Source organism: Azonexus sp. (assembly GCF_030824335.1).
Taxonomy (GTDB): domain Bacteria; phylum Pseudomonadota; class Gammaproteobacteria; order Burkholderiales; family Rhodocyclaceae; genus Azonexus.
Map to the genome: position 1 here is coordinate 1 of NZ_JAVBXX010000041.1, position 11,878 is coordinate 11,878.

An 11,878-nucleotide genomic window follows, 5' to 3' on the forward strand; every position below is an offset into this window, starting at 1 on the left:
CAAAGCCCGGGGCGACAAATTTCTCGAATGCCTGGTTGTCGCTGCGTACGTCATGGCGCCGCGCCAGTTCCTGATAGCGTTCCTTTAATTCGGCCACTGTTTTGGCATCGGCTTGCCAATAACCCTGACGGGCCATTTCCAGCATTTTTTCCATGGTCTGCGCCAGCGCGTGCGGGTTGTTTTTCTCGAACCAGTCCTTCAGGCCCAGCTGGTGCTTGTCGCGCACATAGACGTCGACGAATTCCTGCCACTGATCGTCCCGGACGATTTCCCGGGCCACCGTGGTCCAGCCGGTGAAGTTGTTCATCGAATCGAGTACCTGCAGCGTGCCGGCATAGCCTTCGGCCATCAGGCCTTTGATGTAGCCGGGATGGAAATTGCGCGTGGCCAGTTCTTTGGCCAGGAACTGGTCGGCCCCTTCGACCTTGCCGCTGCCAGCGCCCCGCAGGTTGGAGATGTAGAGTTCCGGTGCCTTGCCGTCGAGGTAGCGGACGGCGCTGCCGATGCCGCCGAGGTACTGGAAAGGATCGTCTGTGGTCAGCATGCCGTAGAGGTTGGAGCTGCGTGACAGCACGGCCCCCTCGGTGCCTTTCAGATGCTCGGCGTAGAGATTGACTTCCAGCCTCTTGCCGTCGCTGCCGACGAGTCCCTTGCTACCCCAGGACGACTCGTCGGTGCCGAAGGCGTATTGCATGTTGCGCAGGTAAAGTTCAGCCAGCTTCTTGTCGCCTTCGGCCTTGTTTTTCCAGGTGTCGGTGGCCAGCGCAGCATCGTCCAGACCGGTGCCGTAGCGACCGGAGGCGTTGGAGAAAATGCGGGTTTCCGCCGCTTTCCGTGCGGCAGCTTCCGGGATGCCTTGCTTGATCAGGCGTTCGGCAATGGCCTGGCTGTTGGCGTGCAGCGGATTGTCGGATTCATTGGCGCGGGCGGCGAGTTCAACGGCTTTGGCCAGTTGTTTCATGGCATTCGGGAAGTGGTCGCGATACAGCCCGGTGGCCGAAAGCACGACATCGACGCGGGGCCGTTGCAGTGTCTCGCGCGGTACCAGCTTAACGTCGATGACCCGGCCGCCGGCATCCCATACCGGTTCGACGCCCATCGCCCAGAGCGCCTGTGCTTCGAGCAAGCCTTGGTGGCGCATGGTTTCCACCGACCATAGCGTGAATGCCAGTTTTTTCGGTGTCCGGCCGGTTTTTGTCCGGTGGGCAGCGATCAATGCTTCGGCCGCGTCTTTGCCGGCTTCCCAGGCTTGCTTGGTCGGTACGCGTGACGGGTCGAAACCATACAGGTTGCGTCCGGTGGGCAGGGCGTCCGGGTTTTTCATCGGGTCGCCACCATAGGACGTGGGCCGGTGTTGGCCGGCCAGAGCAGAAAGCAAACCTTCCATTTCCGCTGCCGCACCGAGATCGTTGTACCAGCGCTGTCCCTGTTCGAGTTGCTGGGCCAGACGGCCATCCGCATTCACCGGCTTGCCGGCCAGATAGTCGCGGAAAAGTTTGAACGGGGCGGCTTCGCTCATCTGGGCGTAATCGCCGATGAAGATTTCGTCGAGATCGTCTTCCTTTACGCCGGCAGCCCGCGCGGCAGCTTCCCAATAGGGCTTGCCGAGCATCAGCAGCACCGTGCCGAGGCGGAATTTTTCCGGCGGCGGGGTGCCCAGACTGTGCAGGCCGAGCGGTTGGGCGGTTTGCGCCAGTTCGTGCAGGTGGTCGTGCAATTCGCCGATGAAACGGCGGAAATCGGCAGCGATGCGCCCATCGTCCCAACCCATGTCCTTGTCGATATGTTCCTTTTTGACCTTTTTCATCAGGTCGACCGCAATTTTTTCCTTGACGCTGCCGTCGTCCTGCTGGATCCAGGCGTGCAGCAGGTCGTGGATTTCTGTCAGGGTCGTGTGCAGGCCGGCCGGGGCAAATGGCGGCGTCTGGTGGCTGACCGTGACGGCACGACCACGGCGTTTGGTCTGCAGGGCTTCGCCGATGTTGTCGACGATGTAAGGATAAATGACCGGCACATCGCCGACGGCAAGCAGCGGGTAGTCGCTGACGCTCAAACCGCGTTCCTTGCCGGGCAGCCATTCCTGCGAACCGTGCGTGCCGTAGTGCACGATGGCATCGGCCTTGAAGGCTTCACGCACCCACAGGTAATGCGCCATGTAATAGTGCGACGGTGCTGCGGTCGACGAGTGGTAGAGGGCTTTTTCCTTGTCTTCCCAGCGTTCGCCGCGCGGTGCCTGCGGGCTGAAGATGACCTTGCCGACGCTGTAGCGCGGCATGACGAAGCATGCTTCGCCGCGTTCGACGACGAGCATCGACGATTTTTCCGGTTTGCCCCAGCGCGCCTGCATCTCGTCGCGGACGGTCGCCGGTTGCTGCGCCAGCCAGTTGCGATAGGTCTTCAGCGGCAGGCACTCGGCCAGTCCGTCACGCAGCAGCGACTGTAATTGCCCGTCCCGGTAGAACGGGGCGAGCAGGCGCTGCAGGTTGTTGATCAGTGTGATTTCTTCATCGGGCCGCACGTCGTAACCGGCAGCTTTCATCACCTTGAGCATCGCTTCCATGCTGCGCGGTACGTTGAGATAGGAGGCCGATAGATTCTTTTCGCCCGGTGGATAGTTCCAGTACAGCATCGCCACTTTTTTCTCGGCATTTGCCAGGCGTTGCAGGCGGATCAGCTTGAGCGCCTTGTTGACGATGGCTGCTGTTTGTTCGGCCAGCACTTCGACCTGACCGTCCTTGCCGGCCGCGTTGGTAATCATGGCGTCGATGATGCCGGCGTATTCGCCTTGCGACAGGTAGAAGGGCACATCGATCAGTTGCAGCCCCTGCGGATCGGCCTGCCAGGCAGCCCCATCGCCCTTGCGATAGGCCAGTGCCTGGAGGACCGGGATGCCGAGCTTGGCCAATTCGCTGCGCCGGCCTTCGGGATCGAGCACGATCTGCGTGCTGATCACTGCGTCGGCAACGGTTTTGCCGTTGATCGTCAGCATCGATTCGTGCGGCCCGATGACGCCAGCGTAGTACGGCAGGGCCAGTCCTCCGCCGGCTTCGATGCGGCGGATCAGTTCGTCGATGAAAACGGTTTGCTCGGCGCCGATGTAAATCTGGTGAAAGGCGATGGCGACGGTCGGGGGGCGTTTGTCGGGATCGATGCCGCGCCAGCGGAAGTACTCAGCTGGCGTGGCGAATACGGCGTTGGGCGCTTTCGGGTGATAGATCGCCGCTTCGGGAAAAATGAAAGGCGCGGCAATTTTCGGCGTGGGTTGACCGCGCAGTTGCGCCGCCAGAGTGGCGAAAAAGCCTTCGTAGTTCGTCCGGCCGCCATTGGTGTAATAAGCGTGCAGGCGTTCGGCCTGCAGTTTACTGAAGCCTTCGGCCAGCGGGCCGTTGTCGCGCATCCAGATGTGCGGGGTCTGCAGCTTTTCCAGCGGCTTTTGCAAACGCCGCTTGACCGCGTCCTGCATGTGGCTGCGGGCTGCATCGAAGATGATGACGGCTCGATTGTCGAACAAGGTATCGAGCTTTTCGGCTGGCAGGCGCTCGGCAAAATGCGATTCCACGGTCAACCCGTGTTTTTGGGCAATTTCGGCGATCACCTTGAATTTGCCCGGCGGTACCGGCGAGGTGGCGATGAAAAGGATGGATTGGGCCGATGCCCCAGCGGAAAGGAGAAGGCTGGCGGCAAGAAGCAGAAGACGTAGCTGGGTCATGGGGGCCTGGCTGTTGGGTGGGGGGGAGGCTGGCGATCCGCCTTGCTGGATCGCCAGCAAGGACATCAGAAATCGGCTTGCAGCGAGATGCGGAAGTTGCGTCCCGGCTGGGCGTAGAAATCCACGCCTTGCGGATTGGTCGAGTCGGCCTGACGGATATCGCTCCACAACCAGTATTTCTTGTCGAACAGGTTGTTGACCGAAGCAACGATGCGGGTTTCCTTGCTGGGCCGGAACCAGACCGACAGGTCGGTCACGCCATAACCGGCTGGCTTGAACCAGCGGCCACCGGTTTCGTCCACCCGCTTTTGGGCCTGCGCCAGGCGCCAGCGTGCTTCGGCTCCCCAGACGCCCGTGTCGTAGGCAATGCCGCTGCTCAGGCGCATCGGTTCGACGCTGTTCAGGGGCTGGCCGGTTTCTTCGTTGGTGCCGTGGGCATAGGCCAATGCAGCATCGATGCGCCAATTGGGGCTGATATCCCAGCTGCCGCGCAGTTCCGCACCGTAAATCCGAACCTTGGACAGGTTGACTGAAGCATAGGTAATGATGCCGGGGATGCACAGCGCGCTGGACGGACAACTCAGACGCACGGTTTCGATGAAGTCGCGGTAGCGGTTGTCGAAGACGGCAAACTGGCCGCGCATGCCTTGCGCCTTGGCGCGAATGCCGAGTTCGACGCCGATGCTCTTTTCCGGATTCAGATCGGGATTCGGTGTTGTGCCATAGCCTTGCGAGGTATTGCGAAAGTTCCCGTTGACTTCACTGTAGTTGGGGGCGCGGAAGCCGCTGGCGATCTGACCGAACATGGCCAGGTTTTGGTTGATTTCCCACAGGGCGCCCAGTTTGGGTGATACGGCGCTGTGCTTTTGTTCGATTGCCTGGCGGTTGTTGACCGTAAGTACCTGCTGGGCCAAGGCATCCACTTCCGGTTTCAGGCGGGTATGGTCGTAGCGCAGTCCGGGGGTGAGTTTCAGCGGACTGTTCGGCAGCGTGATTTCATCCTGGACGAACAGGCCGACCGATTCGGTGCGGCCATTCGCGAAGTCGCGCAGGGGATAGTTTTCGCCGGCCAGGGATTTGCTGGTGGTGTTGCTTGTCTGGTTGCGTACGTTGGCGTCCCGCTTGGTGGCAACTTCCTGACGCATCAGGTCGACGCCGTAAGTCAGCAGGTGCTCACTGCCGGCGAGCCGGAACCCGGATTCGAACTGCGCGCCGAATCCAGTATTTTCCTGTTCGAAATAGAAATCCTGTTCGAGCAGGCAAGTGTTGCTCCCACTGCTTACGCCAGAGCAACCGGCAGTCGTGTTGCTGCGGATCTGCTGGTTGTGGTTGTGCGTGTCGGAGGTCTGGTTGAAGGCGCGCAGGATCATCCGGTCGTAGAACATGCCGCTTGGTGTGTGTTCGTACTCCAGGCTGACCCTGCGGCGATCGACCGTGTCGTCGCCCAGCATGCTGCTGACGCGTGGCAGGGAGGATGGAATCCGCCGGATGGCGGTCTGCGTATCCTGTTCCCTGCCTTCGACTGCGGCGGTGAATTTGTGGCCGCTGCTTGGCCGGACGACGATTTTGGCGATTGCACCGCGATCATCGGTGCGTGTCGGATTGGCTTTGCTGCGCGTCGGGCCGGTGATGTCCAGCTTGCCGGGATTTTCCGTTTCATCGCTCCTGCCTTGGGCGTAGCCGAACAACAGGTCGATTTGTTCACCTTTCAATGCACCGATGACGCTGCCGGAAAACCCGTCATTGGCATCGGACCATGCGCCGCGCAAACGCAGGCCGCTCTTTTTCTCACCCGGTGCGATATCTTCGGGGCTGAGTGTGATGTAGCCAACGACACCGCCAAGGGCATCCGAACCATACAGGCTGGAAGCCGGGCCGCGAACTACTTCGGCCTGGCGCAGAAAGTCCGGCATGACGCTTGGTACGGCACTTACCGTGAAATTGGTCGCGCCCCCACCGTTGTAGTAATCGGGCTGGCGGAAGCCGTCGACCATCTGGATGACCCGGTTGTCTTCGATGCCGCGAATGTTGACCCGGGTAGGACCGAAACGTCCGAGATTGCGCCCCATCGCGACGTCGGGTTCGTCGCGAAAAAGGTCGGCTTCATCGAGTACCGGGCGACGATCCATCTGTTCGCGGGTCAGTTTGCTGACCGTGGCAGTCGTATCGTCGATCCTGGCCTCACGGCGGCTGGCTGAAACGACTGTTTCCTGGAGCGTGGTATCCGCTGCCAGCGCAGGCAGAGTGGGATATGCGCAAAAGAGCGCCAGTGGGATCGTGCGTAGTACGAACCGTGAGCAGATATGCATGGAAACCTCCAAACGAGAAAGTGATTCTGTCTGGCTGGCTACCGGGCATTTTGCTGGGTTGCTGGCTGAAGTGTATTTAACTAAACGAGAATTGTTATTGTTTCATAGTTGAGGCTGAGCGTAAAGCGAATACAAAAAAGCCACGGACCATGCCGTGGCTTTTTGTGTGTACAGCGTGTTGCTTGGCGTTAGCCGAAAGTCTTCTTCTTGAACTTGCTGCGGTCGCCGTCAAACTTGCGTTCTCCGCCGCCAGCGAATTTGCGTTCGCCGGTGGAACTGCCCGCCGGACGACCTTCGTCCGGACGCAGGTTGATCGGCACGCCGCGGATACGGGTGCGTTTCAGGGCGTTGGAGGCCTCGGCGGGCATGCCGGCCGGCAATTCGACCGTGCTCGATTCGTCGTACAGACCGATGCGGCCGATGAAACGGCTTTCGATGCCGGCTTCGTTGGCGATGGCGCCGACGATGTCGCGCACTTCGACGCCGTTGTCACGACCCACATCGATGCGGTAGCGCACCATGTCGCCGGCTGGTGCCGGGCGGGCCGGGCGATCTTCACGGCGCGGACGATCTTCGTAGCGCGGCTTGTCACCGCGTTCGCCACGCTCGTCGGAACGCGGTTTGCGCGAATCACGATCAAAGGCGGCCGGGCGGCGATCATCGCGCTCGAAGGCGCGGGCCGGTGGCGGATCTTCGCCAACAACTTGCAGTGGCCGGCCTTCCTGGGCCATCTTGCACAGTGCGGCGGCCACTTCTTCGGCGCTGACGTTCTGTTCTTCGGCAATCTGCGCAACGATGTTGCTGAAGAAATCGAGACCTTCCGCATTCAGGACTTCGGCAACCTTGTCCTTGAAACCGGTGACGCGCTTGTTGGTTACATCGGCACGGCTGGGCAGGGTCAGCGGGGCGATTGGCGAGCGGGTAGCCCGTTCGATGGTGCGCAGCATGCGGATTTCACGCGGAGCGACGAACAGGATGGCATTGCCGGTACGACCGGCGCGGCCGGTACGGCCGATGCGGTGAACGTAGGCTTCGGTGTCGTACGGGATGTCGTAGTTCACGACGTGGCTGACGCGCGGTACGTCGATGCCGCGGGCGGCGACGTCGGTGGCGATGACGATGTCCAGGGCGCCAGATTTCAACTGCTCAATCACGCGTTCGCGCATCTGCTGGTTGAGGTCGCCATTCAGCGCAGCGGCTGCGTAGCCACGAGCATTGAGCTTGTCGGCCAGTTCAACGGTCGCCGTCTTGGTGCGGACGAAGATGATGGCGGCGTCGAAATCTTCTTCGACTTCCAGGATGCGGGTCAGGGCATCCAGCTTGTGCATGCCGGAAACCTGCCAGTAAACCTGACGGATCGCTGCAACAGTCGCAGTTGCCGACTTGATCTTGATTTCGCGCGGGTTGACCAGGTATTTCTGTGCGACGCGGCGAATCTGTTCCGGCATGGTGGCCGAGAACAGGGCGGTCTGGTGCTGGGCCGGCGTGCGTTCGAGAATCCACTCGACGTCGTCGATGAAGCCCATGCGCAGCATTTCGTCGGCTTCGTCGAGGACCAGCGTTTTCAGGCTGTCGAGATTGAGCGTCTTGCGCTCCAGGTGGTCCATGACGCGACCCGGCGTGCCGACGATGACGTGGGCGCCGCGCGACAGTTGTTTCAACTGGATGGTGTAGCTCTGGCCACCGTAGATCGGCAGTACATGAAAACCAGGCAGGTTTTTGGCGTAGCTTTGCAGCGCTTCGGCAACCTGGATGGCTAGTTCACGGGTCGGCGTCAGGATCAGGGCTTGCGGCTTGGCGACCTTGACGTCGATTTGTTCCATCAGCGGCAAGGCGAATGCTGCGGTCTTGCCGGTGCCGGTCTGGGCCATGCCGATCAGGTCGTGACCTTCGAGCAAGGCGGGGATGCACTGGGCCTGGATGGGAGAGGGGGTTTCGTAACCGATTTCGCTCAGGGTCTTGAGGAGTGTTTCGCTCAAGCCGAGTTCGGCAAAGCTGTCGACGGTAGACGTCATGGTGCTGTTCCTTTCATCGTCGCCCGGACGTTCTTTCGGAACACGGCGACGGATAGGCCCGATGGTCGGGCGGCCTTGGGTGACCCCGACGCAGCCATGCCGGGGAAGAAATCAATGGGGTGAATCCTGCACAAGAACCTTCAAATCCGGGGGCTGCTCGGAATTACTGCGGGCGAAACATCAACGCATTGAACTGATTATTCTACCTTTTTTTTGCGAGGGCCGCCAGTTCATTGGCGCTAAACCCGGCTTGCAGGCGTGCCGATTCATTCATCGGGGCTTGTGGGCGGGGGGCTTTGAAGCGATCGAGAAGTTCCCGGTAGGTACTTTCCGGCTCGAGCTGGCGTTGCTCGCAAAGTGTCCGGAACCAGCGGTCGCCTAGGCCGACATGGCCGATTTCGTCGCGCAGGATGATGTCCAGGGCGCGGGCACTTTCATGGTCGCCGGCTTCTTCCAGTCGGCGTTGAATCGGCGGTGTGGCATCCAGTCCGCGCGCTTCCAGCAGGCGGGGCACCAATGCCATGCGGGCGAGTGGATCATCGGCGGTCTTTTCGGCCATTTCCCACAGGCTGCCGTGGGCCGGAAAGTCGCCGTAGTCGTGCCCTAGCGATTGCAGGCGCTGGCGCAGCAGCGTGAAGTGCTCGGCTTCCTCCGCGGCGACGCCGATCCAGTCGGCGTAGTAAGCCTTGGGCATGCCGTGAAAGCGCGCCGCATGGTCGAGGGCCAAGTTGATGGCGGTGAACTCGATATGCACGATGGCGTGCAGCAGGCGGGCTCGACCATCCGGCGAGCGCGGATTGCGCTGTGGCACATTGCGGTGATCGACCAGTTCGGGTTTGGCAGGTCGACCGCAGGCGAGTTCGACGGCCGTCTCATCTTGCCAATCCAGACGGCCGGCCTGCCAGTCGGCCGCAATTGCAGTGGTCAACGTGATTTTTGCCTCGATTTCGGTCGTTGCCAGTGCCTCGGCGAGGCGGGGGAATAGCGGGGTGACTGGTAAAACGCTCATGGTGCCGGGTTGGAGTATTGCAGGTGAATGGCTTCGATGGCGTCGATCAATTCGGCATGCATCGGCGTCAGCGTAGCGGGTAGGGTTTCTTTCAGTTGGGCCAGCGAAGAGGCGCCAATGATCGTGCTGGCAACGAACCAGCGCGAGCGGACAAAGCCGAGTGCCAGTTGTGTCGGCGTCAAGGCATGCTTGCGGGCCAGGTCGACATAGGCTTGAACGGCGGCGGGAACGTTGGGTTTGGCGTAGCGTTGACCAAAAAATGGCCATTGCGTCAGGCGTCCCGGGGCGTTGCTGTCTTGCAGGTATTTGCCGCTTAAATGACCAAAGGCGAGCGGCGAATAAGCGAGTAAGCCAACTTGTTCGCGATAACAGGTTTCAGCCAGGCCGTATTCAAAAGTACGATTGAGCAGGTTGTAGGCATTCTGGGTCGACACAATACGCGGCAGACCGAGCTCGTCAGCCAGTTTCGTGAACTGCATGACACCCCACGGGTGCTCGTTGGATACCCCGATATGGCGAATCTTGCCTTCGCGTACCAGTTCGGCGAGGGTTTCGAGTTGTTCGCGGATCGTTGTGCAGTCGCGCTCTTTTGCCGGATCGAACTGCCATTGCCCGAACATTGGCTGATTGCGTTCCGGCCAGTGCAGTTGGTAGAGATCGATGTAGTCGGTCTGCAGACGCTGGAGCGAACCATCGATGGCCGCACGAATGTTGGCGCGATCAAGGCTGTGCGGACCCCCACGAATCCATTCCAGGCTACGTGCCGGTCCGGCAACCTTGGTAGCGAGAATGATCTTTTCCCGGCTTTTCTGCTGCAGCCAGCGTCCGACGATGCTTTCCGATGCGCCGGATGTCTCGGCGCGCGTGGGCACTGCGTACATCTCGGCGGTGTCGATGAAGTTGATGCCGTGCTCAAGAGCGTAGTCAAGCTGGGCGTGTGCATCGGCTTCGCTGGTTTGCTCGCCGAAGGTCATGGTGCCCAGGCAGATATCCGGAACGATCAATTCGTTCCGGCCCAGAGGCCGGTGTTTGAAGAGGCTCATGTTTTATCTCCGAAAAACGGTGTTTTATTACGGTCGACCGCACAAAACGCCATAAATCAGGATATGGCGCTCAAGTTGTGGATCGAAACTGGCTGGCACGATGCTTAGGCGATGTTCGTCTGGTGGCTGGCAATTCGCGCACACCCAGCTTGCCGCAGCCTCACTTGCCGATTCGAACGTATCGAATAGTCCATCGAGCAACGGCGAACGTACTGGCAGAAAGTTTCCGCTGCGCCGGTCAAGCAGTGTGTCAGTGTCCAGCATCTGGACGGCGTAACCATCGGCGGGGCGGGGAAGGGGCAGAACGTGAACGTCGAAGGGATCGCCAAAGGCGTTATTCGGCAAGTGCACCATATATATAGATGTAACGAGTCAGGCAGGAATATCCGGGATCAGCATTTGTTCAAGTTGGAGAATGCGATCTTTCAAGAGTAGTTTGCGCTTTTTCAGGCGGCGAACCAGCAACTCATCCGGCGGTGGCATTTCTATCAGGTGAAGAATTACCTGATCAAGGTCGCGGTGTTCCACCTGCAACTCGTTTAACTGAAAACGAATGTCGCTGATCTCGGCGTCGTTCAGCGGGCGGGTGGACATGGCAAGGCAGACATGGTGATGCTCCTGACAGCTTCTATGGTTTTGCTTAGAATAACCGAACCATGAAAAGGAGGAGAACATAATGCAGCATCACATAATCGTCTCGTTCGGCAAAGACGCAGAATTCGAATACAAGCTGGCCGGCAGCGGGGCACCTGACGAAGCTCGTCAGTGGTTTGATCGGGAATTCACCGCGCTTGAATGCGACGTTGCCACCCCGACGGGAAAAATTCTTGCAGTCGACAGGATACTCAGCGTTGCCAAATATGCCGGCGAGGGGCGTTTTCGCGACCAGCCGGCGTGGGGTGAGCAATTTGCCAAAAATACCGCAAGTATTCTGGGGCGCGACCTGATTCGGGTTGATGTCGAGCAGTACAGCATCGGTTATTGATGAACAAGGCGTTCGTCCGCGAAAGCGATGGCGATGATGAAGAGGGTGTGCAGCCTGCGTTGCACATTCCTCCCGGTAGTCGAAACTACATCACCCCGGCGGGACATGCCCGCTTGAAAGAAGAATTCGAGCATCTGGTCAAGCGGGAGCGGCCACATGTTGTGGAAATTGTCGCCTGGGCTGCATCCAATGGTGATCGATCAGAAAATGGCGACTATATATATGGCAAACGCCGCCTGCGTGAGATTGATCGCCGGATTCGCTTCCTGAGCAAGCGGCTGGATATTGCCGAAGTCGTTGATCCCTTGCGCCAAGGCAATAATGATCAGGTGTTCTTTGGTGCGACAGTCACCATTGGCGATCCGGATGGCACGGAGCACACCTATACCATCGTCGGCGTAGACGAAGCCGATGCATCTTCGGGGCGAATTAGCTGGATATCGCCACTGGCCCGAGCGCTGATCAAGGGAAGAGAAGGAGACAGTATTCGTTTTCACAGCCCGGTTGGCGTACGGGAAATTGATATTCTTGAAGTGCGTTACGAAGCGATTGAGTAATTTTTTCAAAAAGGGGGTTGACGCGTTTTTTGTGATGGGTAGAATGCGCACCTTCCTTGCGGCGCCGGGGTTTCAGGCGAAGCGGGGGAGGAAGTAAAGCAGGTGGTTCGGTAGAAAATATTTTGCTGAAGTGCTTGACGGAAGTGAGTAAGTGTTACATAATCTCGCTTCTCTGCTGCAGACGAATCGCAAGAAACGAAACGGCGCGGCGGGAAATGTTCTTTAACAGTTTGGACAACCGATAAGTGTGG

At 59.5% G+C, this 11,878-nt stretch carries 10 protein-coding genes; 2 read left to right on the forward strand and 8 right to left on the reverse strand.

The window, feature by feature from the left end:
- The 7 genes from cobN to RCI20_RS16540 all read right to left on the reverse strand — a co-directional run.
- On the reverse strand, nt 1-3,709 hold a 3,709-nt coding region (gene cobN / locus RCI20_RS16510; RefSeq protein WP_306607453.1), incomplete at its 3' end, for a cobaltochelatase subunit CobN.
- A 65-nt stretch (nt 3,710-3,774) separates the two neighbouring features.
- Nucleotides 3,775-6,018, reverse strand: a complete 2,244-nt coding sequence (locus RCI20_RS16515) for a TonB-dependent hemoglobin/transferrin/lactoferrin family receptor (RefSeq protein WP_306607455.1) — start codon at nt 6,016-6,018, stop codon at nt 3,775-3,777.
- 188 nt (nt 6,019-6,206) lie between these two features.
- Complete coding sequence (locus tag RCI20_RS16520; protein ID WP_306607457.1) at nt 6,207-8,033, reverse strand: DEAD/DEAH box helicase; 1,827 nt, start codon at nt 8,031-8,033, stop codon at nt 6,207-6,209.
- A gap of 202 nt (nt 8,034-8,235) precedes the next feature.
- Nucleotides 8,236-9,042, reverse strand: a complete 807-nt coding sequence (locus RCI20_RS16525) for a ferritin-like domain-containing protein (RefSeq protein WP_306607459.1) — start codon at nt 9,040-9,042, stop codon at nt 8,236-8,238.
- Nucleotides 9,039-10,085, reverse strand: coding sequence for an aldo/keto reductase (locus RCI20_RS16530; protein WP_306607461.1), 1,047 nt, complete (start codon nt 10,083-10,085; stop codon nt 9,039-9,041). The genes RCI20_RS16525 and RCI20_RS16530 overlap by 4 nt, the downstream gene beginning before the upstream one ends.
- 27 nt (nt 10,086-10,112) lie before the next feature.
- A complete protein-coding gene (locus tag RCI20_RS16535) occupies nt 10,113-10,439 on the reverse strand; it encodes a hypothetical protein (RefSeq protein WP_306607463.1) in 327 nt (108 codons plus the stop codon).
- A gap of 18 nt (nt 10,440-10,457) precedes the next feature.
- A complete protein-coding gene (locus tag RCI20_RS16540; RefSeq protein WP_306607465.1) occupies nt 10,458-10,760 on the reverse strand; it encodes a YdcH family protein in 303 nt (100 codons plus the stop codon).
- 1 nt (nt 10,761) lies between these two features.
- Here RCI20_RS16540 and RCI20_RS16545 point away from each other — a divergent pair, with 1 nt between their 5' ends.
- Together RCI20_RS16545 and greB are read left to right on the forward strand one after the other, a co-directional pair.
- Entirely contained in the window at nt 10,762-11,070 is a 309-nt protein-coding gene (locus RCI20_RS16545; protein ID WP_306607467.1) for a hypothetical protein, read from the forward strand.
- Nucleotides 11,070-11,627 carry a transcription elongation factor GreB gene (gene greB / locus RCI20_RS16550; protein WP_306607469.1) on the forward strand — a complete coding sequence of 186 codons (558 nt, stop codon included), beginning with the start codon at nt 11,070-11,072 and terminating at the stop codon, nt 11,625-11,627. Before RCI20_RS16545 ends, greB begins: the two co-directional genes overlap by 1 nt.
- 5 nt (nt 11,628-11,632) lie before the next feature.
- On the opposite strand, the gene RCI20_RS16555 is transcribed toward greB, so the two are convergent.
- The coding region (locus RCI20_RS16555) for a hypothetical protein (protein WP_306607471.1) at nt 11,633-11,878 on the reverse strand (246 nt) is incomplete at its 5' end.